15 protein-coding genes are annotated in these 23,252 nt (G+C 72.9%); 5 read left to right on the top strand and 10 right to left on the bottom strand.

Annotated features, from left to right (window positions below; translation table 11 throughout):
• Positions 1–341: 341 nt before the first annotated feature.
• Complete coding sequence (locus EMA17_RS06625) at positions 342–3,794, bottom strand: non-ribosomal peptide synthetase (protein WP_160161331.1); 3,453 nt, start codon at positions 3,792–3,794, stop codon at positions 342–344.
• Between the two features lie 691 nt (positions 3,795–4,485).
• A complete protein-coding gene (locus EMA17_RS06620; protein WP_126635953.1) occupies positions 4,486–7,032 on the bottom strand; it encodes an AfsR/SARP family transcriptional regulator in 2,547 nt (848 codons plus the stop codon).
• A gap of 550 nt (positions 7,033–7,582) precedes the next feature.
• On the opposite strand from EMA17_RS06620, the gene EMA17_RS06615 reads away from it, so the two are divergent.
• Both EMA17_RS06615 and EMA17_RS06610 read left to right on the top strand, forming a co-directional pair.
• A complete protein-coding gene (locus EMA17_RS06615; RefSeq protein ID WP_126635952.1) occupies positions 7,583–8,713 on the top strand; it encodes a saccharopine dehydrogenase family protein in 1,131 nt (376 codons plus the stop codon).
• 178 nt (positions 8,714–8,891) lie between these two features.
• On the top strand, positions 8,892–10,013 hold the full coding sequence (locus tag EMA17_RS06610; RefSeq protein ID WP_218042673.1) for a glycerophosphodiester phosphodiesterase: 1,122 nt from the start codon (positions 8,892–8,894) through the stop codon (positions 10,011–10,013).
• 72 nt (positions 10,014–10,085) lie between these two features.
• Here EMA17_RS06610 and EMA17_RS06605 read toward each other — a convergent pair whose 3' ends face one another.
• Both EMA17_RS06605 and EMA17_RS06600 read right to left on the bottom strand, forming a co-directional pair.
• Positions 10,086–12,116 carry an alpha/beta hydrolase family protein gene (locus tag EMA17_RS06605; RefSeq protein ID WP_126635950.1) on the bottom strand — a complete coding sequence of 677 codons (2,031 nt, stop codon included), beginning with the start codon at positions 12,114–12,116 and terminating at the stop codon, positions 10,086–10,088.
• Between the two features lie 32 nt (positions 12,117–12,148).
• A complete protein-coding gene (locus EMA17_RS06600; RefSeq protein WP_126635949.1) occupies positions 12,149–13,447 on the bottom strand; it encodes an NAD(P)/FAD-dependent oxidoreductase in 1,299 nt (432 codons plus the stop codon).
• Between the two features lie 195 nt (positions 13,448–13,642).
• Between EMA17_RS06600 and EMA17_RS06595 the strand changes: the two genes are divergently transcribed.
• The gene (locus EMA17_RS06595) at positions 13,643–15,862 is read left to right on the top strand and encodes an NADP-dependent isocitrate dehydrogenase (protein WP_126635948.1); all 2,220 of its coding nucleotides are present in this window, start codon (positions 13,643–13,645) and stop codon (positions 15,860–15,862) included.
• Between the two features lie 60 nt (positions 15,863–15,922).
• On the opposite strand, the gene EMA17_RS06590 is transcribed toward EMA17_RS06595, so the two are convergent.
• Entirely contained in the window at positions 15,923–17,185 is a 1,263-nt protein-coding gene (locus EMA17_RS06590) for a sulfite oxidase (RefSeq protein ID WP_126635947.1), read from the bottom strand.
• A 145-nt stretch (positions 17,186–17,330) separates the two neighbouring features.
• Positions 17,331–17,918 carry an RNA 2',3'-cyclic phosphodiesterase gene (thpR, locus tag EMA17_RS06585; protein WP_126635946.1) on the bottom strand — a complete coding sequence of 196 codons (588 nt, stop codon included), beginning with the start codon at positions 17,916–17,918 and terminating at the stop codon, positions 17,331–17,333.
• 409 nt (positions 17,919–18,327) lie between these two features.
• On the opposite strand from thpR, the gene EMA17_RS06580 reads away from it, so the two are divergent.
• Positions 18,328–19,266: an XRE family transcriptional regulator gene (locus EMA17_RS06580; protein ID WP_126635945.1), complete on the top strand. Its 939-nt coding sequence runs from the start codon at positions 18,328–18,330 to the stop codon at positions 19,264–19,266.
• Between the two features lie 43 nt (positions 19,267–19,309).
• Here EMA17_RS06580 and EMA17_RS06575 read toward each other — a convergent pair whose 3' ends face one another.
• The 3 genes from EMA17_RS06575 to snpA form a co-directional block, all read right to left on the bottom strand.
• Positions 19,310–19,765: a hypothetical protein gene (locus EMA17_RS06575; protein WP_126635944.1), complete on the bottom strand. Its 456-nt coding sequence runs from the start codon at positions 19,763–19,765 to the stop codon at positions 19,310–19,312.
• Positions 19,766–19,839: 74 nt separating this feature from the next.
• A complete protein-coding gene (locus EMA17_RS06570; RefSeq protein WP_126635943.1) occupies positions 19,840–20,241 on the bottom strand; it encodes an NTP pyrophosphohydrolase in 402 nt (133 codons plus the stop codon).
• 161 nt (positions 20,242–20,402) lie between these two features.
• Entirely contained in the window at positions 20,403–21,065 is a 663-nt protein-coding gene (gene snpA, locus EMA17_RS06565) for a snapalysin (RefSeq protein WP_174861316.1), read from the bottom strand.
• 273 nt (positions 21,066–21,338) lie between these two features.
• Between snpA and EMA17_RS06560 the strand changes: the two genes are divergently transcribed.
• A complete protein-coding gene (locus EMA17_RS06560) occupies positions 21,339–22,322 on the top strand; it encodes a LysR family transcriptional regulator (RefSeq protein ID WP_126635942.1) in 984 nt (327 codons plus the stop codon).
• A gap of 105 nt (positions 22,323–22,427) precedes the next feature.
• On the opposite strand, the gene mtnB is transcribed toward EMA17_RS06560, so the two are convergent.
• A complete protein-coding gene (mtnB, locus tag EMA17_RS06555) occupies positions 22,428–23,072 on the bottom strand; it encodes a methylthioribulose 1-phosphate dehydratase (protein ID WP_126635941.1) in 645 nt (214 codons plus the stop codon).
• Positions 23,073–23,252 lie beyond the last annotated feature (180 nt).

Raw genomic sequence — 23,252 nt, 5'->3', positions numbered from 1 at the left:
GGACACCCGGACTTGCATCACCGGGCCACCAGGTTCCGGCCCCGGGCCCGGCATCCCGACTCGGATCACCGGGCCACCGGGTGCCGGACTCCGGGCATCCGGACTTGCATTCACCGGGCCACCAGGTTGCGGACCCCGGGCATCCGGACTCGGTGTTCACCGGGCCACCGAGTGCCGGACTCCGGGCATCCGGCCTCGGATCACCAGGCCACCAGGTCCGAACCCGGGCATCCGGACTCCGATCACCCGATCACCGGATCACCGGATCACCGGATCACCGGATCACCGGGCCGGCGGGCCGGCGGGCCGGCGGGCCGGCGGGCCGGCGGGCCGGAAGCGGCCTACCACTTCACGTCGTTGGTCACCAATACCTGTGCGGCCGTGAGGCTCGTGCGTCGCGACGCCTCCGCCTTCGGGCGCGCGGCGGCCTCCAGCGCGGCGCGGTCGACCTTGCCCTCGGCGTCGATCGGGATCCGGTCCAACGGAACGAGCGTGGGCAGCATGTACTCCGGCAGCTCCAGCCGCAGCCGCTCACCCAGCGCCGCCACGTCCAGCGCCGGCACACTCGGGGCCGCGACGCCGCCGCCCGCCCCGATCACGGCCGGGACCGGAGCCGGGGTGACACACGCGACGATCTCGGTGCCGTTGTCCGTGGGCCGGCCGAACACCACCGTGTCGGCCACCGTCGGCTGGCGCCGTACCACCGCCTCCACCTCGCCCAGTTCCACCCGGACCCCCTTGGCCTTGACCTGGTGGTCCCGGCGCCCGAGAAACTGGAAGGAGCCACACGGCAGTTGCCGAACCCGGTCGCCGGTGCGGTACAGCCGGCGCCCGCCGCGCGGGTCGAACGGGTCCGGTACGAACGCCGCCGCGGTCGCCGCCGGGGAGTTCAGGTATCCGTGCGCCAACCCCTCGCCGCCCACATACAGTTCGCCCTCCTCGCCGGCCGCGACCGGAAGCCCCCTCGGGTCGAGCGCGTAGGCCGTGCCGTCGCCGAACGGCCGGCCGATGGGCACCACGCCGGCCCGGAGGTTGTCCGGCGTGATGTCGTGCGTGGTACTGAACGTGGTGTTCTCGGTGGGCCCGTACCCGTTCACCACCCGGGCCGGCCGCCGCCCGCGCGCGAACAACTTCTCCAGGCGGCGCAAATCGTGCGGCTCGCCCCCGGCCAGCAACACCCGCAACCGGCCGAGCGCGTCCGGCGCGACGTCGATCACCTGGTTGAGCAGCGTGGTGGTGAGCCACAACACGGTGATCCGCTGCTCGGCGAGGAAGGCCCGCAGCCGGGTCGGCGAGAGCACCACGTCGGCGTCCTCGATCACCAGCGTGGCGCCGCCGGAGAGCGCGCCCCAGATCTCGAACGTCGACGCGTCGAACGCCGGGTTGCACAGCTGCGCGACCCGGTCCTCGACGCCGATCCGCAGATACTCGGCGTGCGGGACCAGCCGGCTGATCGCCCGGTGCGGCACCATCACCGCCTTGGGCGTACCGGTGGACCCGGACGTGGACATCACGTAGGCGATGTCGTCCCCGTGCACCCGCACCGGCGTCGCCGAGGGCACCGTCCGGGCCCCGGATCGCCGCCGCTCGGCCAGCAGTTCCAGGCACAAGACCGGTACCAGGTCGACCACGAGCGCGGCGGTGGTCTCGTCGGCGACCAGTGCCGCCTGGGCGGTGGCCCGAACGATGCTGCGGGTGCGGGCGGTCGGCTGCCGTACGTCCACCGGCAGGTATGCGCATCCCGCGTGCAGCACGCCCAGGCACGCGATGACCAGGTCGGCGCCGCGACCGATCGGCACGGCCACCACGGCGCCCCGGCGCAACCCGGCGGCCCGCAGTCCGGCGGCCACCTCGGCGGCCTGCTCGTCCAACTCGCGATAGGTCAGCTCGCGTTCGCGGTGCCGGATGGCGATCGCGTCCGGCCGCTCCCGCGCGTGTCGGCGCACTAGTTCGTGCACCGGCACGTACTCGGCGTCCTCGACCACCGGGCTCGCCATCCGTCGGGCGTCGACGAACCCGCCGGCGAGGCCGAAGGTTTCGCCACGCGGGGTCTTTCCCGCCTCGACGTTCGACCCGAGCCCGATCGCGTCCACGGCCCGCGGCGGCACCGCCTCGATCCGGGCGGCCCTGTCCCCCATCGTGCGCCGCCGCGCGCTGCGCCTGGGCAACACTCCGGCCGGAAGCGGCAGTTCGATGTCCGGGTCGGCGAAGGCCGCCTCGATCGCGGTCATCATCCGGGCGTGCAGGTCGGCCGCCGCCTGCTCGCTGAACAGGCCGGTCCGATATTCCAGTTCGGCGATCGTACGGTCGCCTCGCCGGGTGACCGCCCACAGCAGTTCGTACTTCGTGCCACCGGTCGGCATCGACGTGCGACCGGCCCACGATCGGCCCAGTCGCAGTCCCCGTTCCGAGGTGTCCACGTAGGTGAGTCCGACCTGGGCGAGCGGGGCGCGCGACTGCTCACCGGGCGCCGGCGGCAGCGCCGCGACGATGCGCCGGAAGGGTACGTGCCGACGGGCCAGCGCCTCGGCGACCACCCGGCGGACCCGCCGTGCCAGGGCACGCGCGGTCAGACCCGGGGTCAGGGTCAGCCGTAGCGGCAGCGTGTCCACGAACGTGCCGACCTCGTACCGCTGTTCGGGTCGGCGGGTGGACACCGGTACGGCCACCACGAGGTCGCGCTCGCCGGTCACCGCGGCGAGGCCGACGAGGTAGCCCGCCACCCAGGTCATGAACGGGCTCAGCCGCTCATCGGCGGCCACCGCGTGCAGCGCGGCGCTCGCCCCGGCCGGGACCACCATGCGGTGCACACCGCCCGCAACGTCGAGCGTCCCCGGCCGGGGCAGGTCGTGCGGCAGCGCGATGGCGCGCGGGCACCCGGCCAGGGTCGCCCGCCAGGAGGCGAGCGCGGCGGCCGAGTCGGCGACGGACGGCGCGGCCGGGCGGGCGGCGAACGGGCCCGAGGGCGCTCCGAGCGGCTTCGACCGTCCGCCCGGGTCCGGTGCTCCGGCGTACCGGCGCTGCAACTCGCCTTCGAGCAGCGCCAGCGAGGCGGTGTCGCAGACGAGGTGGTGTGCGGTGAGCAGGAGTTCGGCGCCGACCTCGCCCCGGTCCACCACCAGGGCGCGCAGCAGGGGTGGGTGGGCGAGGTCGAACGGGGTCCGGATCTCGTCGTCCAGCAGGGTGCGCACCACCGCGTCGGGCACACCCTGGGCGTCCACCCAGCGCACCGGCACCGACACCCCGGACACCTCGAAGGCCCGTCCGGGCGCCGCGAATCCGCGCTGCAGCGCGGCGTAACGCCCGGCCACCTCGTCCAGCGCGGCGATCAGCCGGGGCACGTTCGGCGAGCGGGCGAATCGGTAGCGGGCGTCGATGTGGTGGATCGGCGTCCCCGGGTGCCGCTGCTCGGCCACCCACAGGTGCTCCTCGGCCGGGGTGAGTTCGCGGAACTCGTCCTGTCCCGGGACCACGCGCCCGGCGCCGAGCGCCGCGAGCAGCCGGCCGAACTCCGGGTGGTCGTAGAGGATGTCGAGCGCCAGATCGTCGGAGCCGGTCAGCTCCCGCAGCGCGATCGCGGTCTCCACGGCGGCGACCGAGTCGCCGCCCTCGGCGAAGAAGTCCGCGTCGTCCCGAACCGGAACCCCGGCCTCCGCGTCGGCGCCGCACCCGAGCCCGGCGCGCCAGATCCCGGCCACCGCCGCCCGCCAACCCGCCGTCATGCCGGCGTCACGGCCGCCGGACCCGCCCGCGACGGACCCGATTCGCCCGTCGGCCGCACCCGCCCCGTTCATCGTCCACGACCTCTCTCGTTCCCCCGCAACGCCTTCGAAATTCCTCGCCCTTGCCCGGAGTCGCGGTCCATCGTGACGCCCTTCCCATCGGTGCGATACCTCGGCGGAAGCCCCGTGGCGATGTGTTCGTCGGCAAACGTTCGCACCGTAAGGACGCGAATGCGAGGGCGTCAAGGATAGGAAACGGAGAACGCACCGATAGGAAAGGAAAAGCCGGCCCCCATATCCTGCGTGTCGTGGGGGGAGCGCCCACTCGCACCGTGACGCCGATATACGCGCGTGGCAACGTGATCGGCGAGGCGGGGAGGGCGAGCCGGGTCCGGGGAGACGTTCCCGGACGGACGGGGTTCGAGGGCGGCGTCCTCGGATCCACGACGCGTGCGGAAGTGGGAGCGTGTCCGGGGCCGGAACGGGCTCCGGATCCGAATGCACGTGTCGAACCGGAAGCGTGCCGGGGCCACCGCGCGTCCCGAGGGGAGGGCGGGACGTGGCGAGGGTGGGGGCCGGACGCGCACCGGACAGGGTGGACGGCCGGACCCGTGTCGTCGTCCGGACCGAAGTACGCGCGGGCTCGGCCAGGGCTCGCGCGTACGGCCGGACGACGGCCGGGCCCGGCCGTCCACTCGGAACGAGGTGCCCGCCGAGGACGATCCGTGCGCTGCGCGCGGGCCGTCCGCCCGGACCGAGCCCGCTACTCCGCACGCACCGGCGCGCTTCCGGGTCCGCCCGACGGGCAGCCCTCCACGCGCAGCGCACGCACATGCGGAAACGCCGCCCGGACCCACGCGCCGGCATCGCCCACCGACCCGGGCCCGGGCCCGAACGCGCCCGTTTCGAGACCCGGTTCCACCCGCTCCCCGAACAACGACGACGGCGCGGACCCGGCCCGCGGTCGCGCCATGTTCGCCGCGAGCGCCCGGGCGGCCACCGCGAGCACGCCCGCCTGCCGCACCTCGCCGCGCCCGTACCCGGTATCGGCCGGGTCGAGCAACGTGCGGATCTCCCCGACGTGTTCCTCGGCCCCGGCATCGGCCTCCGCCAGGCGCAGGTGCGCCCGGAGCGCGCGCACCGACGCGTCGGGCGCCGAAGCGGCCTCGACGCACTCGTCGCCGAATCCCACCACCGCGTGCCCGGCGGCCGGGTGGGTGCGGGCCTCGGACAGGGTGACCGTGCCCATCGCGAGTCCGCGCGCGTGCTCGAGGAACCCGGCGGCGGCGGCCTGTCGGATGGCCGCCAGGATCCACGGGCGTTCCTGCGCGTACCAGGCGAGCGGATCGGCCAGCAGCCGTTCGACCAGTTCGGCGGAGAACACCCGCCGGCGCCCACCCGCGTGCGGCTCGCCCGCCCGCGGCCCGCGGTGTCGCCGCCGGGCCTCGCCGAGCAGGAACAGCAGTACGCCCAGGGTGCGTTCCAGCGCCGCGCGACGGACTCCGGGCGGTTCGTCGGCGGCCAGCCGCTCCCGGGCGAACGTGTACACCAACTCGGGAAACCGGTAACGGGCGACCCCGGTACCGGCGTTCACCTCGACGTCGAGGAGATAGCACTCGGCCAGTTCCTCCAGCGGGTCCTGCGCCCGCAGCGGGTCGATGCCCAGGAGCGGCGCACCGACCCAGGACGCGAATCCGGGGGCCTGGAGCAGGGCGAGCAGCCGAAAGAGCCGCCGGGCGTCGGGGCTCAGGCCCTCGTAGGTGGGCGCGATGCTCCCCCGCACGCTCACCTCGCCGCAGCACAGCTCGTCCAGTCGCCGGGAGCCGTCGCCGAGCCGGGCGACCAGGTCCGACACGGTCCAGTGCGGCCGGGCCGCCAACCGGGTGGCCACGATCCGCAGCGCCAGCGGCAGGTGTTCGCACGCGGCGCAGAGCGCGGCCACCGCGTCCGGCTCGGCGGCGATCCGGTGCCGGCCCACGATCCGGGCGAGCAGTTCGACCGAGCCGTCCGGGTCGAAGGCGGGCACCTCCAGCCGATCGGCGGCGGGCAGGCCGGTGAAGCGCCGCCGGGAGGTGACCAGGACCCGGCACTCCGGGGTGCCGGGCAGCAGCGGCAGGACCTGGCTCTCCGAGGACGCGTCGTCCAGGACCACCAGCACCCGCCGACCGGCGAGCAGGTCGCGGTAGGTCTCGGCACGCTCCTCCAGGCCGTCCGGGATCGCCGATCCGCCCAGGCCCAACGCGCGCAGGAAGCGGCCGAGCACATCGCGGGGGTCCACCGGGCCGCCCGCCGAGGTCAGGTTCGCGAAGAGTTGGCCGTCGGGGAAGTCCGGGGCCAGCCGGTGTGCGGCGTGCACGGCCAGGGTGGTCTTGCCCACGCCGCAACGTCCGGTGACCACGGTGATCGGTACCGCCGTGCCCGGCCCGGCGGCGTCGCGCGGCCGGGTCAGTTCCCGGGCGAGGTCCACGCGTGCGGTGAAGTCGGCGAAGTCCGCGGGCAACAGGCGCGGTACCCGGGTCGGCGCGATCACGACCGGTTCGATCACCGCCGGCGCGGTGGGTCGCACCAGATCCGGGTCGCCGCTCAGGATGGCCCGGTGCAGCCGCCGCAGGTCCTCGCCCGGCTCGATGCCCAGTTCCTCGATCAGGATCTCCCGGGCCTTGCGGTACTCCTCCAGCGCCTCGGCCTGCCGGCCGGCCCGGTACAGCGCCGTCATCAGCAGCACCCGCAGCCGCTCGCGCAGCGGATGCGCGGCGACCAGCGCGAGCAGTTCGCCCGCCGGCCCGTGCGGGGCGCCGGTGGCCAACTCCAGTTCCAGGCACTCCTCGTGCACCACCAGGCGGCGTTCGTCCAGATGCGCGACGCCGTGCCGGACCAGCCGGCTGTCGATCCCGGCCAGCGCCGGTCCGTGCCACAGATCGAGTGCGGCCCGGAACTCGCGGACCGCGCGCTCCGGTTGCCGCTCGGCCGCGGCGCGGCGGCCGGCGGCCACCCCGGACTCGAAGGCGTGCAGGTCGAGTTGGCCGTCGGCGACGCGTAGTCGATAGCCGGGTGATCGGGTGGTGATCAGCCCGGGTAACGCGGCGGCCGGCAACTGCCGACGCAGCGAGGAGATGCAGATCTGGATCTGCCCTCGGCTGGTGGTCGGCGGCGCCTTGTCCCATACGCCGTCCACGAGCCGGTCGGTGGGCACGATGTGGTTGGCCTCCAGGAGGAGCAGGGCCAGCACGGTGCGCTGCCGGGTGCCCTTGATGTCCACCGGGGCGCCGCCGTGGACCGATTCGAGCGGGCCGAGAATCCGGAATTCCATGGAACCCTCCAGTCAAGCGCGGTGGTGTCGCGACGGTCTCGGGGTGTCTCGCGGAGAGTCGGGCCGTCGGTCGGACGGATGTGTCTCCACGCGCGTAGCCCCCCGCGCGCGCTCCTCCCGCTGCCGCTCGGGTCGGCCCGGGTGTGCCGACCCGCCCGCCGATCACCCGTGGTGGGCGGACGACACCACGGGCGGGTCGCGGGTACCTGGAGACGACATTGACACAACGGAAATTCGTCGGTCAATGACTCCGTGGCACGATTCGCTCGCCGTCCGCAATCACGGAACCGCCCATATCACTTGATAATCGGCACAGTCGGTCGACCCGTATATCAGCGCCGGGAATCCCGGACCGACCGGCTGGACCTCGGGGCGGCCCGCGCACCCGCACCCGGGCCGACGCCCCGTCCGCCGTGCTCGCCGTGTCCGGAATTGCGCGGACCATGTCGTTTCCGACACTGGCAGCGCCGTCGACCCGTGCCGAGGATGTGTACATGTGCTTCCCCCGACCGGGTGTTCCGGTCGGGCCCCGATTCCGGAAAGCGAAATCATGACCGCCATCGCCACGAATACGCCGACCACCGACGCCGCCCTCCGGGAAAGTGCGGTCGTGGTTTACGGGGCCTATGGACACACCGCGCGTTTCGTGGTCGCCGAATTGCACCGCCGGGGCCGGACGGTGATTCTTTCCGGTCGGCACGAGGAAAGACTCCGGGAATTCGGCGGGCGGTATCCGGACGCGCCGATCCGGGTCGCCGACGTCGCCGATCCGGCCGCCCTGGACCGGGCGTTCGCCGGCGCCGCCGCGGTGATCAACTGTGCGGGACCGTTCTCGGCGACCACCCTCCCGGTGGCCGACGCGGCGATCCGCGCGGGGGCGCACTACCTCGATGTGTCCGCCGAACAGGCCGCCACCGCCACGCTGTTCGACACCCGGGGCGAGCAGGCCACGGCCGCCGGGCTGGTGTTGGCGCCGTCCTTCGCCTTCTACGGCGCACTGGGCGACCTGTTGGCCACCGCCGCGCTGGGCGGGCGGTCGGAGGCGGACGAGATCACCATCGCCTTCGGCCTGGACAGCTGGCTGCCCACCGAGGGCAGCCGACTCACCGGTCGGACCAACGCGGGACGGCACCTCGTGTTCACCGGCGGCCGGCTGCGCCCCTTCTCCTACTCGCGGGAGCAGTCCGAGTGGCGCTTCCCCGCGCCGATGGGCGCCCTGGCGGTCACCGAGTTCGCCACCGCCGACCAGGTCACCATCCCCCGCCACCTGCGCGTCCCGGAGGTCCGCGCGGTGATGAACCTGGCCCCGCTCCGGGACGTCGCCGACGCGAGCACGCCCAACCCCTCCCCCGCTCCCGCCGACGCCCTCGGCCGCTCCGCGCAGACCTTCCTCGTCGAGGTGGTCGTCCGCACCGGCGACCGGGAACACCGCGCGGTGGCCGGCGGCAACGACATCTACGCGGTCACCGCGCCCCTCGTGGTCGAGGCCGCCGAGCGTCTGCCGACCGGACGGCACACCACGACCGGCGTCCTGGCCGCGGGCGAGGCCTTCGACGCCGCCGAGTTCCTGCGCGCGCTCACCCCCGATCATCTGACCCGCCTCGAACTCCCGAGCGCGGCCGCCGAACGGCACACCGAGGACGCCGAACACCGCACCACCATCGCCGGCGCCGCCCGCTGATCCGGCCCGCCGGCCCGGGCACCGTCGCATCGGGCCCGGGCCGCCGGACGTTCTCCGGAGGTTCATCCACGCGCCGGCTTCGTCCTCACCGCGCGTCGCCTGCCGGCGATTGACTCGGCGTGTTCGCACGATTGGTGCTCCCACGCGCGGCCCCGCCCGCGTCGGGACGACAGAGGAGATGGCGTTGCGACGTATCCTTCCCGCGCTCGGTGTGGCCGGCGTGCTGCTCGCGACCGTGATCGCGGTTCCCGCCGCCGCGGCCCAGGACGACACGTCCCGCGGTTCGTCGCGGCCGTCGGCCCACCCGATCGTGATCGGGCACCGGGGGGCCAGCGGCTACCGTCCCGAACACACCCTGGAGAGCTACCGCCTCGCGATCCGGATGGGCGCCGACTACATCGAGCCCGACCTGGTGTCCACCAAGGACGGCGTGCTGGTCGCCCGGCACGAGAACGAGATCTCCGGCACCACCGACGTCGCCGCGCACCCGGAGTTCGCCGCGCGCAAGACCACCAAGACCATCGACGGCACGCCCGTCACCGGGTGGTTCACCGAGGACCTGACGCTCGCCGAGCTCAAGACGCTGCGCGCGAAGGAGCGACTGCCGCAGGTCCGGCCCACGAACACCACCTTCGACGGGAAGTTCGAGGTGCCGACCTTCCAGGAGGTCCTGGACCTGGCCCGCACCGAGGGCCGCCGGCTCGACCGCACGATCGGCGTGTACCCGGAGACCAAGCACCCGAGCTACTTCCAGTCGATAGGTCTGGCGTTGGAGGAGCCGCTGGTGCGGGTCCTCAAGCAGAACCGGCTCACCGGGCGCAAGGACAAGGTGTTCATCCAGTCCTTCGAGACCGCCAACCTGCGCAAGCTCGACCGGATGACCGACAACAAGCTGATCCAGCTGCTGGACGCGAGCGGTCGGCCGTACGACCTGGTGGTGGCGAACGACCCGCGTACGTACCAGGATCTGGCCAAGCCGGAGAACCTGAAGTGGATCCACACCTACGCCGACGGCATCGGGGTCAACAAGAACCTGATCGTGCCCCGCGACGCGGCGGGCAAGCTGCTCGCGCCGACCTCGGTGATCCGCGACGCGCACCGCGACGGACTGCTCGTGCACGCCTGGACGTTCCGCGCCGAGAACCAGTTCCTGCCGCTGGACTTCCGGCTCGGCGCCGACCCGAACGCACGCGGTGACATCACGTCCGAGTACGAACTCTTCTACGGCCTCGGCCTGGACGGCGTCTTCGCCGACCACCCGGACACCGCCGTCGCGGCCCGCGCCGGCCTCGGCCGCTGACCCGAGCGCCCGAAGGTCCCGTACCGTCCACGTCACGACGGTACGGGGCCTTCTCCGCTTCCGGCGGGCTCGTCAGTCCCGCGGATCCGGCGCCATGTACGCGTCGAACCAACCCAGCACGCGGGCGCAATGGTCGATCAGCGCCGGGAACGCGCGCACGCCGTGCCCCTCCTTCGGATACACCACCAGCGTGGCCCGCACACCCGCCTCGATCAGCGCACGATGGAACTCCCGAGCCTGCCCGGGGGGCGTACAACGATCCAGCTCGCCCGCCGTGATCAGCGTCGGCGTGCGCACCCGCGCGGCAAAGCGCAGCGGACTGCGGTCGACGTATCGCCCGGTGTACGCGAGCGGTTCGTCGGCCAGGAACAGCCGGTCGAAGAACGGGATGTTCGAGGTGTGGTGCTGCGAGATCCAGTCGGTCACCGGGGCGGTCGGCGCCGCCGCGGCGAACCGGTCGGGATCCTGGGTGATCAGCCACGCGGACATGAATCCGCCGTACGAGCCGCCCATCACGCCGATCCGGTCCGGGTCGGCGATGCCGCGCGCGACCAGCGCGTCGATGCCGGACCGGAAGTCGTGGGTGTCGGCGCCGCCCATGTCGCCGAACACCGCCTCGGCGAACGGCTGTCCGCGTCCGCTGCTGCCGCGCGGATTCGGGTGCAGCACGGCGTAGCCGCGAGCGACGAGCAACGGGGTGTAGGCCAGGCCCATCGACCACGAGTTGCGGAACGCCCAGACCGGGCCGCCGTGCACGTTGACCACCAGCGGATACGGTCCGGGCCCCGCCGGTCGGCAAAGGATCCCCTGGATCTCCAGGCCGTCGGGCGCGGTCCAGGTCACCGCCTCGGCGGTGCCGGCGCGGGCGACGAGACGCGCCGCGCCGGGGTGGCTCAGATCGGCCACCGTGCGAATGAAGTCCCTTTCCAACAGCACCAGTTCAGGGAAGCGCAGATATCCGTGCCGCACCCCGGCGTGCCCGTGCGCGGAGAAGGACAGTTCGGGGTATCGACCACCGAACGTCTCCTCGCCGCACCAGAGTTCGACACTCTTGCCGGTGTCCCGGCGGTACTCCCCGACCACCGTGTCCAGTCCGCGCAGTCCGACCCACCCGAGTCGGTCCTCGTCGATCCAGCCGATCGAGGTGACGTCCACGCCGCCGGTGTCCACCCGCGACACGGCGCCGTCCGCGTCCGGCCGCGTCGACACGAGCAGGATGTCGCCGGCCTCCACCTGCCGGTCGGAGCAGATCGCCTCGATCACCGCCACCGTGCGCCCCGACGGCGACGCGGCGGACGGTCCGAACTGCCGGTCGCCGGTGTGCAGTACGCGCTCGCTCCCGTCGGCCGCCGCGATCAGCCGCAGGTCGGCGACGTACCAGGACTCCTCGCCGGGCGTGCCGCTCGCCACACCCGCCAGCGCGTCGGGACCGGCCCAGCAGGCGCTCCAGACGTTCGTTCCCGGCGCGCTCACCCGCCTCACGGACCACTCGCCGGGCGCTGCGGCCGGTTCCGCGATCCACAACGAACGCCCGCCCTCCTCGGGCGAGTTCGCCTGCACCTCGGGCGCCCAGTCGGGTGCCCGATCGGCCGCCTTCGCGACGGTGCCGGATCCCTGGCCACCGGCCAGGTCGGCACCGTAGCCCGCCACGCCGAGGAGCAGCCGGCCGCCGTCCGGCGACCAGCTCAGATACTCCACGATGCCGGGCACCCGGGCCCACCCGAGACGGGTGCCGTCGGCGGGGTCCGATATCTCCGGTTGGAAGTCGCCCTCGCGGTGCGCGTCCGACAGGTGGGCGAGCCTGGTGCCGTCCGGGGAGAACCGGGCCGCGCGCTGGTTGCCGGCGCCCTCGGTCAGGATCCGCACCTCGCCCGCCTCGGCCAGACAGACCCGGGTGGTGCCGGTGCCGACGAGTTCGGTGAACACGGTGCCGGTGAACGCCACGGCGCCGCCGTCCGGCCGCACATGCGGGTCCTCGGCACGCGAGACCGCGCCGAACGCGGGCTCGTACAGGCTCCGGAAGTATTCCTCGGCGACGGCGAAACGGTCGGGCACGATCGGCTCCGAAGCCGGGTCGTGCGCGGCCGTGTGGTCGGATGTCATGGAGTCTCCCATCGAGAAGTCCGTCCCGGGGATCAGCCGAAGACCGTCCCGGAGTTGGCGGTGTTGACGCTGCGTCGGCGGGAGAACGCGCCCAGGTCGATGCGCTCGCCCGTGTGTGTGCCGACGAAGCACACCGGATGCGCGTCGTGGTCCGCCCCGTTGTCCACCGCCTCGATCAGTGTGGCCATCATCCGCCCCACCAGGGGAGCGTTCTTGAACTGGTTCCCGCTGGTGCCCATGGCCACGAAGTAGCCGTCCAGTTCGGTCCGGTCGTAGATCGGCGTCCAGTCGTCGGCGACGTCGTACACCCCGACCACCCCGCGTGCCCGGTTCGGCACGGTCAGCCCGCTCAGCCGCCGGGCCGCCCGGGTCACCTGGGCCTCGAACACGGCCCGGGTCGGATTGGGATTCGCCTGGTCCGGGTCGTCCAGCCACTGGAGCGGGTCGCACTCCGGCTCGGTCCCGCCGACCAGCAGCCCGCCGCCGACCTCGCCGCGCAGGTACACGCCCAGATCCAGGTCGGCCACGGCGACCCCGGCCGCGCCCTCGGGGTTGTAGCCGTCGGGTGCCCGGAGGTATTCGACCTCCTGCCGAAGCGGTCGCACCCCGATGGTGAAGTCGGCGCCCACGCCCGCCAGTTCGTTGACCCGTCCGGACCAGGGCCCGGCCGCGTTGACCACCGTCGCACAGGCGAGCCGGGACCCGTCGTCGAGCACCACCGTGCGCACCCGACCGGCCGTCGACTCGATCGCGGTCACCGTGCGCCGGAACCGGAACTCGGCTCCGTGCCGCTTCGCCGCGGCGGCCAGGTTCTGCGCGGCCAGTTGCGGATCGCTGACGTACCCCGCGTCGGGGGTGAACACCGCCCCGAGCGTGCCGGTCGCCGGCGCCCAGAAGCCCTCGTCGTCCAGCCGTCTGGGCGGCCAGTAGCGACCGGTGTCCAGACCCGGGATCCTGGCCGCCAGGGTATCCGCGTCCCACTCCTCGTACGGCACCCCGACCGCGTCGAACAGCGGCAGGTAGGCCCCGCGCGGCGCGGCGTCCACATCGAGCAGGGCCAGCCCGCAACGCTCGAAACGCACCGGGTCGGCGACCTCGCAGCCCAGGTGCTCGGGCCAGGCCCGCCAGCAGAACAGCGCCTCCCACGACGCGGCCACTCCGGCGTGCGTGGAGAAGTTGAACCGCACGATCGCACTGGACGCGCCGGTCGAGCCCAGGCCCACCCCGCCGGCCTTGTCCACCACGGTCACCCGCCGCCCCGCGCGGGCGAGTTCGAGTGCGATCGAGGAACCCATCACCCCCGCGCCGATCACCACGACGTCCGTACTCATCCGGGCTTCCTCCCTGAGATGCGGTGCGACACCCCACAGTCTGACCGGCCGGCCGCGCCGGTACGGCCGACTGTCGCCACATGTCGCGCCGCCCCCACATTCCGTCTTGGAACCGACAGGGCCCGCGACGCACCATCACCCGTCGCAAGATATCTTGATGTCGAGCAATGTTGCGGACATGGAGCGGAGCATCCTGTGACTGACCCGACCATCATCTATACGCACACCGACGAGGCCCCGGCCCTGGCGACGTATTCGTTCCTGCCGGTGATCCAGGCGTACGCGGCGACGGCCGGGGTCAAGGTGGAGACCCGTGACATCTCCCTGGCCGGGCGCATCATCGCCCACTTCCCGGAGCGGCTGACCGCCGAGCAGCGCCTCGACGACGCGCTCGCCGAGCTGGGCGACCTGGCCAAGACGCCCGAAGCCAACATCATCAAGCTGCCCAACATCTCCGCCTCGATCCCGCAGCTCAAGGCCGCCATCGCCGAGCTGCGCGAGCAGGGCTTCGCGCTCCCGGACTACCCGGACGACCCGAAGACCGACGAGGACAAGGACGTCCGGGCCCGCTACGGCAAGGTCCTGGGCAGCGCGGTCAACCCGGTCCTGCGCGAGGGCAACTCGGACCGCCGCGCCCCCGCGTCGGTGAAGAACTACGTCCGCGCGCACCCGCACCGCATGGGTGCCTGGACCGCCGAGTCGAAGACCGACGTCGCGCACATGACGGCCGACGACTTCCGGTCCACCGAGAAGTCCGCCGTGATCGCCGAGCCGGGCGCGCTGCGCATCGAGCTGGTGGGCGACGACGGCAGCACCACCGTGCTGCGCGAGTCGGTACCGGTGCTCGCGGGCGAGGTGGTGGACGCGTCGGTGATGCGCGCCGCGCCGCTGCGCGAGTTCCTGGCCGCCCAGGTCGCCAAGGCCAAGGCCGAGGACGTGCTGCTCTCGGTGCACCTGAAGGCCACCATGATGAAGGTCTCCGACCCGATCATCTTCGGCCACGCGGTCCGCGCCTTCTTCCCGCAGACGTTCGCCGAGCACGGCGCGGCGCTCGCGGCGGCCGGCCTGAGCCCGAACGACGGCCTCGGCGCCATCCTCAAGGGCCTGGACGCGCTGCCCGACGGCGCGAAGATCCGCGAGTCCTTCGACGCCGAGCTGGCCGCCGGTCCGGCGCTGGCGATGGTCGACTCGGACCGGGGCATCACCAACCTGCACGTGCCCAGCGACGTGATCGTCGACGCCTCGATGCCGGCCATGATCCGCACCTCCGGGCACATGTGGGGCCCGGACGGCAAGGAGGCGGACACCCTCGCGGTGCTGCCGGACAGCAGCTACGCGGGCGTGTACCAGGTCGTCATCGACGACTGCAAGGCCCACGGCGCCTACGACCCGGCCACCATGGGCTCGGTGCCCAACGTCGGTCTGATGGCGCAGAAGGCCGAGGAGTACGGCAGCCACGACAAGACCTTCGAGGTCCCGGCCGCCGGCACCGTGCGCGTGGTCGACGGCGCCGGCACCGTGGTGCTGTCCCAGGTCGTGTCCGCGGGCGACATCTTCCGGATGTGCCAGACCAAGGACGCGCCGATCAAGGACTGGGTCAAGCTCGCCGTCTCGCGCGCCCGCGCCACCGGCGCCCCGGCCGTGTTCTGGCTGGACGAGGACCGCGCGCACGACGCGAACCTGATCGCCAAGGTGAAGCGGTACCTGCCCGAGCACGACACCGAGGGCCTGCGGATCGAGATCCTGTCGCCGGTCGAGGCGACCGCGTTCTCCCTGGAGCGCATCCGTCGGGGCGAGGACACCATCTCGGTCACCGGCAACGTGCTGCGCGACTACCTGACCGACCTGTTCCCGATCCTGGAGCTGGGCACCAGCGCCAAGATGCTCTCGGTGGTCCCGCTGATGGACGGCGGCGGCCTGTTCGAGACCGGCGCGGGCGGCTCCGCGCCCAAGCACGTGCAGCAGCTGGTCAAGGAGAACTACCTGCGCTGGGACAGCCTGGGCGAGTTCCTGGCCCTCGCGGTCAGCTTCGAGCACCTGGCCCAGTCGGTGGGCAACGCCCGCGCCCAGGTGCTGGCGGACACCCTGGACCGGGCCACCGGCACCTTCCTCGACAACGACAAGTCGCCGAGCCGGCGCCTGGGTGGCATCGACAACCGGGGCAGCCACTTCTACCTGGCTCTGTACTGGGCGCAGGAGCTGGCCGCGCAGACCGAGGACGCGGCGCTGGCCGAGGCGTTCGCCGGGCTCGCGCACACGCTGCGCGAGCAGGAGCGGACGATCGTCGACGAGCTGATCGCGGTCCAGGGCGAGCCGGCCGACATCGGCGGCTACTACCGTCCCGACCCGGCCAAGGCGTCGGCGGTCATGCGCCCGTCGGCGACCTTCAACAGCGCGCTCGCCACGCTGGCCTGATCCGTTCTCGTTCGCACACACCGCCCCGGTCGGCCCCGCGCCGGCCGGGGCGGTGCCGTGTCAGTCGATCGTCACCGGGTGGCGCACGACCGCGTCGAAGAAATACCCCTGGGTGTTGAACGTGGCACGGTCCGGCTGGGCCCGCCCCGCCGTGTCACCCGCCCGCGCGAGCAACAGCGCCGGCCCGGGCCCGGCGGGTCGCCAGTCCACACTCCAACGCACCCACCCGTCCCGCCTCGGCTCGTCCCACAGGTGCGCGTGCCGCCATCGCACGCCGCCGTCCGTACTGACCTCCACACGGCACACCCCGCCCGCACCCGACCAGGACCGACCGGTGAGCCGGTGCGTGACCCCGGCCGCGAGCCGCGCGCCGAGGGGCAGCTCGAACGCGCTCTTGAGGGTCTGCCGGGTCAGCGGCGGCCCACCGCCCTCGGGGAAGGCGGGGCCGAACATCCGGTAGAACTCGGTGTTCCACGGCGAGTACAGCGGCTGCGCGGAGACCTCGATGTCGCCGACCCACTTGATCGAGGAGATGCCCACCCACGAGGGCACCACCACCCGCACCGGCGCACCGTGGTCCGGCGCGAGCGGCGCGCCGTTCATCTCGTACGCCAGGAGCACGTCGTCGAGCGCCTTGGCCACCGGCAGCGGCCGGCGCACCCGGCCGTAGTCGATCCCGCCGCCGACGTACGGGTCGTCCAGTCCGCGCGGCATCACGTCAACCGCGTCGGGCCGCAGTCCGGCCCGGCGCAGCACGTCGGACAGCCGCGCGCCGCGCCACCGGGCCACCCCGATCGCACCCAGCGTCCAGGCGGTGCCCGACACACTCTCGCCCTGCTGGGAGGCGTAGAAGCCGCGACCGTTGCCGGCGCACTCGATGGCGGCGGTGTGCGTATGCGCGGGCAGTCGGCGCAGGTGGTCCAGGTCGAGGGTGATCGCGTCGTCGTATCCGACGTTTCCCCGCAGTCCGCTCCCCCACAACCGCAACCGCCAGTCCCGGACGGCCGGTCGTGGGGTCGAGGTGTGGTTGCGAACGAAGAAGCGCTCGACCGGTGTGAGGTAACCGGTGTCTCCCAGCGCCGCGAACTCGGTCTCGGCGTTGGTGCCCCGCACGGTGAACCACTCGGGCGGAAGCGGCTTGACGATGCCCGGCGCGGCCGATCCCGCCGCGTGGGCACCGGTCGTCGGCAACACCGAGAGCATTCCGGCCGCCGCGAACACCTTGAGCAGATCGCGCCGGCCCGGCCCCTCCGCGCGTGCGCCCCCGCCGACGAACTGCCGCGATCGACGGCGGTCGTAGGCACCTTCGCTGATCGATGTCATCGCAACCTCCAGTCGGCGGACCGCCACCCCCGGAACCGTCGACACCGGGCCACCACGCGATCACACGGAATCACGTACCCGCGCGCGTACCCCCGGCAATCCCCGGTTGGGCGCGCCGACCGGCCAACTCCGGTACGTGTCGGCGCTATCGGGTCGGCAGCGGCCAGGCGTCCACGTCGCGGTAGTGGATCGGTCCGGGCCCGCGGCCCTGATTGCTCGCCACCAGGTGCAACTTACGGGCGGGCCAGCTCCGTCCGGCGAAGTCGGCGAGTTCGGCGGCGGCGGCCGCGATGCCGTCGAGGTTGTCCCGACGGGCCCGGGCCAGCGTCAGATGGGCTCGCAACGGCCGGTTCTCCAGCGGGATTCCACAGTCGGCCACCACCCCCCGAACCGCGTCGGCCAGCGTGTGCAGGGCGTCCAGGTCGCCGCGTACGTCGCTCCACAACACCCGCTCGTCGAACTGCCCGGCGCCGTGCAGCGCGAGCGTGACCGGCTCGGCCCCGACGGCCACCTCCGCGAGCGGCGGCCGCAGCGCCTCGACCACGTCGACCGCGACCTCGCCGAGGAAGGCCAGCGTGATGTGCCAGTCCTCGATGCGATTCCACCGCAGCCGAGGATGCGCGGCGTGCACCGGCCGCAGGGCGTGCGCCAGTTCGTCCTTGGCGTCGTCGGGCGGGGCAAGGGCCACGAACAGGCGTACGGACCGTGGCGGAGTGGGGGCTTCGTCGATCACAGGAGATGTCGTACCGCATCGCCCCGGGGCACCGCGCGGCGGCCCACCGATCGACCCCGACGACCGTGTCGGCCACCCTTCCCGACCGGTCGCCCGAACCGTCGCCCATCCGGAAGGGACGCACCCGATCGTCCGCAAGAGGCCGCGTCCGTCCCGGACACCGGGGCCCGCGTCCGGGCAGCCGGGCGCCGCGTCCCGAACGTGTTCCGGACGTGTTCGGGCCGCGTTCCGGACGCGGCGCGGTGCCCGCCGGCCGATCGCGGAGCCCGGACGCGCACCGGCCGGCCGAGCGGGATATCGTCCGCTATTTCGCTTTTCTGGGACTCCCCGGTCGGCCGAACTGCCGGCACCATGGGTCGCGCATCAGCGACGGTGAGTAGGTGTCGACGCGAACGACGACGGGGGCCTTGTGACACGGCGTGACGACGGAGCCCCGCAACCCGACGCGGCCACCACGGCCGCCGAATACGTGGCCGCGTTGCGCGAGTTACGCGAGTGGTCGGCGTTGACCTACCGGCAACTCGCGGCCAAGGCCGAGGCGTCCGGACGGGTCCTGCCGGCCAGCACGGTCGCCGCCGCGCTCGGCCGCGCCACGCTGCCCCGTGCGGAGCTGATCGAGGCGCTGGTGATCGCGTGCGGACTGGGCGCGACGGACGCCGCCCACTGGCTGGAGGTCCGCGACGATCTGGCCGCCGGCCGGATCGGCGAACGCGCCGAGGAGAGCGAGCCGCCGCCGCCCGCCGAGCCGCCGGCCGAACCGACGACGAGGCGCCGACGCCCGTGGGTGTGGCCCGCGGCCGCGGTCGCGGCGGCCGCACTGATCGCCGCCGCCGTGATCTTCGCGGTCCGGGGCGACGGCGACGACCACCTCGACGCACCACACGGCCGTCTCCCCGACGGCAAGTACCTGATCAAGCCCGCCCACATCCCCGACGGATCGTTGTGCCTGGGCGAGGGCCGCGAACGCAACCGCCGCACCGACCGACCCATAGCCGTCCAGAGGCCGTGCAAGAACGTGTTCCCGGACACCTATCTGGTCGTGGTGGCCCCGGACGTGTATCGGATCGAATGGCGCAACCCGGTCGACGGCGTCGGCTGTCTGCGCGTGGACGACGCGATGATGGGTCCCGGCGGATTGCTCAGCCCGATCGACTGCACCGGCGCCGCGCACCAACGTTTCCTGTTCGAGCCGGTCGACCCCGGCGTCTTCCGGATACGCCCGGTGCACAGCGGGTTGTGTGTGGGCATCATCGGCGGCCCGGCCGAGATCTCGGACGGGGCCGAGGCGGAACAGGCCGTCTGCACCGGCGCCACCGACCAACGCTTTCGCTTCGAACGCATCGACTGAGGGGCCCGGGCGATCCGCGCACCGCGTCGCGTTCTAGGTGTGCTCAGCGCGGTGGGTCGGGGTGGCCGATGCCCTCGAACGGCTCCACCCGCACGATCGGATCCCGACCGGCGCGTTGTGGAATCGTCCGCACGACGCCCCAGGGACGGTCGGGCAGGGTCACGACGAAGGAGTGGGTGGCGGCGCAACCGGTGCAGTCGTAGCGGTCCTGCCACGCCTCCACGTCGACCCGGCTGCCGGGCACCCGGGCCACGTGCCGGAAGGTCGCGTGGCAGCGGGCACACCGTTCGCCGGGCGCACAGGTGCCGCCACAGGGGCAGGGCAGATCGAGGCTCTCCGCGGGCTCCCAATACCGGGTACGCAACGCCGCCGCGGTTTGTGCGTCGGGCGCCTTGGCCCCACGCGGCACGGCCATCCGCCGCGCCGCCACGACATACGACTCGCCGGAGGCGGCCATCCGCCCCCGAATCACACCTTTACGCACCCGATTGGTGGTCACCCAGTCCTCCGCCACTGACCCGTATCCAAGGCGGCACCCGAACCACCACACCCCACAATATCCGGCGCCCGCGCCTACGGCCGCACCGCGCGAGGCCCGACCACCTCGGCGCCGAGGGGCCGTACGCGCGCCCGAAGGCCCCGATCGGCGGTCACCACGAGGCGTCGACGCCCGGGCTCGGCCGCGACGACGTCGACCACCCGATCGTCCCCGCTGCCCACCGCCCGCACGACCCGCACACCCTCCACCCCGACAACCCCGCCGGCCGCCCCCTCGACAACCAACACCACCTCGACGGGGCCCGCACAAGCCCACTCCGGAACGGACGCGCCGGCCGGCACCCCCGTCGAAGCCACCGCCACCAACGAGTCCCGCAACCGCTCGGTGGCCCCCACCCGATCCCGCCACCACCCGTCCGGCACGGCTCCCACCACATTCGCCGAATCCACGACCACGAGCGGCACCGGGTTCTCCATCCCCCCATCCTCCCGCGGAACCGCCCTCGCGGCCCCGCCCCGGGCGCAATGGAACGGCACCCGACCGTCGCGGCAGCGACGATCGGGTGCCGGTTCTGGGGACGACGCGGCGCCCAGGGGAAGGGAGCCGGGGAGGAACCCGGTGGGCGCCGCGAGCCGGATCAGGACTTCGCGGAAAGGGCCGCCAGGCCGTTGCGCCAAAGGGCGTTGACGCGCGCGCGTTCCTGAGCGTTCGGGTTCGGGTTGGTGCAGGAGGTGCCGGGGCCACCACCGGACATCAGTTCGCTGCACGGCCCGGAGTAGTGGTCCGGCAGGCCCAGGACGTGGCCGGTCTCGTGGGCGGTGACCCGGGTCGAGTTGTACTGCTGGTTCTGCCGGTAGTCGAGGAAGATGTAGCCCCCACCGTGGCCGTCGGTGCTCGCGTAGGAACCGCGCGAGTCGTTGCCCTCGTAGTACCGGAAGTCGGGGTTGCTGCCCTCCTGGAGGCGGACGTTGGTGACCGAGCTGTTCCATATCTGCGCGGAGCGCGCGATCTGGGTGCGGAACGTGGGTGCGCTGGACGAGCTGTAGGTGACGGTGACCACGGCGGCGCCCGGTGCGGCGGCGCGCTTGGCGGCCACCGACCGCATCACCGCGTCGAGGAACGCCTGGTTCTGCGCCTGATCCTCGTTGCCGGTGTAGTTCGCGGAGTGGCGAAGGGGGGCCGCCACATCGCTGGGGCCGGCCGACGCCGCGGGGGCGGCGATCACTCCGGCCGCGAGGCCGAGGCCGAGGATGGCGGTGATCACGGTCTTACGGGGGGTTCGGGGACGCGCAGGGGACATGGCGGTGCTCCTTGGGTGCCGAAGACCAGTTCGGTGCGGAAACGAGTCTCATGGGCGCCCGGTCCGGCCCGGATGATGACAATCGGCGATAGCACGGTCGTATCACCGCCCGTTCCCGTGCCGTTCCCGCACCGTCCCCGCGGCATCGCCCCCCGTTCCCGCACCGTTACCGGCCATCCACGCATCGTGTTACGGCGGATTCACCGCCCGCGGTCGATCTCGCGTCCACACGTGTCTGGTACGACCTCGGTGGAGCGTCCTATCCTCCGCATCATGGAGCTCGAGGTGAGGCACCTCCGCGCACTGTGTGCCATCGGCGACACCGGCAGCCTGCACGCGGCGGCCAGGTTGCTCGGCATGACCCAGCCCTCGTTGACCGCCCAGCTAAGACGCATCGAAAACGCCCTGGGCGCCCCCCTGTTCGTGCGCGACCGGACCGGCAGCCGACCCACCCCCCTCGGCCTCACGATGCTGCACCGGGCCCGACCCATCATGGCCGAGATGAGCGCTTTGGTCATCGACACCCAGGCCGAGGCGGTCCGCACCGCCGGGCCGAACCTGCGCATCGGCGGCACCGCGAACCGGGTGATCGCCGACTGGTTGCGCCGACTTCGGCTGCGCCTGCCCACCACCGACACCTATCTCCGGGTGGACGTATCGGCGAGCACGCTGCTCGGGATGGTCGCCGCCGGCCAGCTCGACGTGGCGTTCGTGCACGAGGTCGAGGGCTTCCCGCTGCGCGTCCCGGACGGGATGCGCCGCCGCGTACTCGTCGAACGGGAACCGCAGTTCATCGCCCTGTCCCCGGATCATCCGGCGGTGACCGAACCGGAGGTCAAACTCGCCGAGTTGGCCGACGACCAGTGGATGGTCGATCCGAGTGTGGACGGCGAATGGGAGGGCCTGCGCGAGGTGTTGTCCGAAGCGGGCATCAACCCCCGGATCCTGCACGGGGATTACCTGACCGCGGCCTCCCTGGTCGCGATCGGCGAGGTGGTCACGCCCTGCCAGCCCACCTCCCGTCCGCGTCCCGACATGGCGGTGCGTCCGCTGGCCGGGGATCCGCTCGCGGTACGGCTGTTCCTGGCCTTTCGCACCGAGAACGGCCCCGCGCCCGCGCTGATCGACACGGTGTATCACGAGTTGGAGGCCGCCTACCGCGAGGCCGCCTGGCTGGCCGTCGCCTATCGTCAACGCCTGCTGCGCGAGGACAGCCCGATCCTGCGCTACGACGGCCAGACCCGCGGCCGCACGTAACCCGAACCCCGGGATCGCGTGGGCTGCCCGCCGGCCCGGCCGCGTTCCGGACTTCGGGATTCGGGTCCGGAGTCCGGATGGGGCCGCGGGGCCGTTCGTCGAGGCTCAGTCCTCGGCCATGCGGTATTCGAGGAGCCACTCGACGATCTCGACGTGGTGGCGGGCCTGGATCGGGGTCTCGCCCCAGACGTACATCCCGTGCGAGGCGACGACGACCGCGGGCACGCCGGGGACCAGGGCCGCCTCCAGACGGTCGCCGAGTTCGGTCATGTCCTGGCTGTTGTCGATCACCGGGATGGTGACCGTCTCGTCGTGCGCGGAACGGCCGATGCCCTTGAGCATTTCCAGGTCGCGCAGTTCGATCCCGGCCGGCCAGCGCTTGCCCGCGCGCACCGCGGCCAGGGTGTGCACGTGGAAGACCGCGCCGGCCCCGGTCAGCGCGACCACCCGGGCGTGCAGGCCGGCCTCGGCGGACGGTCGGCGCGGCGGGGTGCTCGCCGCCTCGGGAACCGGTGTGCCGGTCGCGTCCACCACGACCAGGTCGTCCGTCGCCAGTTCGCCCTTGTCCAGGCCGGAGGCGGTGACCGCGAGCCGCAGCGGGTCGCGGGAGAGCACCACGGACAGATTGCCGGAGGTACCGCGCATCCAGCCGAGTCCGGCGAAGCGCGCGGCCTCCCGGGCGAGGATGGCCCCGGCGGCGTGGACGGGATCCGAGACCGAGGCGGGGATTCCGGCGTCGGGGGTCGTCATGGGAGGTTCCTCACTGTGTCGTTCACGAGGTTGCGGTGGGTGGGGGCCGGTCCGGGCCTCGGGGCCGGGGCCGACGAGCCATCCTCGCACCCGGGGCGGGCCGACCCCGGATCGGGACGGATGTGGATGGAGCGAGCCGCGCGAAACGGATGGGTCGGCCGTCGTCGCCCGGCGCGGATC

This window comes from Embleya hyalina, assembly GCF_003967355.1.
Classification (GTDB): Bacteria; Actinomycetota; Actinomycetes; order Streptomycetales; family Streptomycetaceae; genus Embleya; species Embleya hyalina.
The sequence above is the reverse complement of the archived record's forward strand: the minus strand, read 5'-3'. Positions and strand labels throughout refer to the sequence as shown.

Excerpts from the sequence above, each read along its gene's own strand:
- EMA17_RS06625 (WP_160161331.1), bottom strand. The coding sequence starts at position 3,794 with ATGAACGGGGCGGGTGCGGCCGACGGGCGAATCGGGTCCGTCGCGGGC.
- EMA17_RS06620 (WP_126635953.1), bottom strand. The coding sequence starts at position 7,032 with ATGGAATTCCGGATTCTCGGCCCGCTCGAATCGGTCCACGGCGGCGCC.
- EMA17_RS06615 (WP_126635952.1), top strand. The coding sequence starts at position 7,583 with ATGACCGCCATCGCCACGAATACGCCGACCACCGACGCCGCCCTCCGG.
- EMA17_RS06610 (WP_218042673.1), top strand. The coding sequence starts at position 8,892 with ATGGCGTTGCGACGTATCCTTCCCGCGCTCGGTGTGGCCGGCGTGCTG.
- EMA17_RS06605 (WP_126635950.1), bottom strand. The coding sequence starts at position 12,116 with ATGACATCCGACCACACGGCCGCGCACGACCCGGCTTCGGAGCCGATC.
- EMA17_RS06600 (WP_126635949.1), bottom strand. The coding sequence starts at position 13,447 with ATGAGTACGGACGTCGTGGTGATCGGCGCGGGGGTGATGGGTTCCTCG.
- EMA17_RS06590 (WP_126635947.1), bottom strand. The coding sequence starts at position 17,185 with ATGACATCGATCAGCGAAGGTGCCTACGACCGCCGTCGATCGCGGCAG.
- EMA17_RS06570 (WP_126635943.1), bottom strand. The coding sequence starts at position 20,241 with ATGGAGAACCCGGTGCCGCTCGTGGTCGTGGATTCGGCGAATGTGGTG.
- snpA (WP_174861316.1), bottom strand. The coding sequence starts at position 21,065 with ATGTCCCCTGCGCGTCCCCGAACCCCCCGTAAGACCGTGATCACCGCC.
- EMA17_RS06560 (WP_126635942.1), top strand. The coding sequence starts at position 21,339 with ATGGAGCTCGAGGTGAGGCACCTCCGCGCACTGTGTGCCATCGGCGAC.
- mtnB (WP_126635941.1), bottom strand. The coding sequence starts at position 23,072 with ATGACGACCCCCGACGCCGGAATCCCCGCCTCGGTCTCGGATCCCGTC.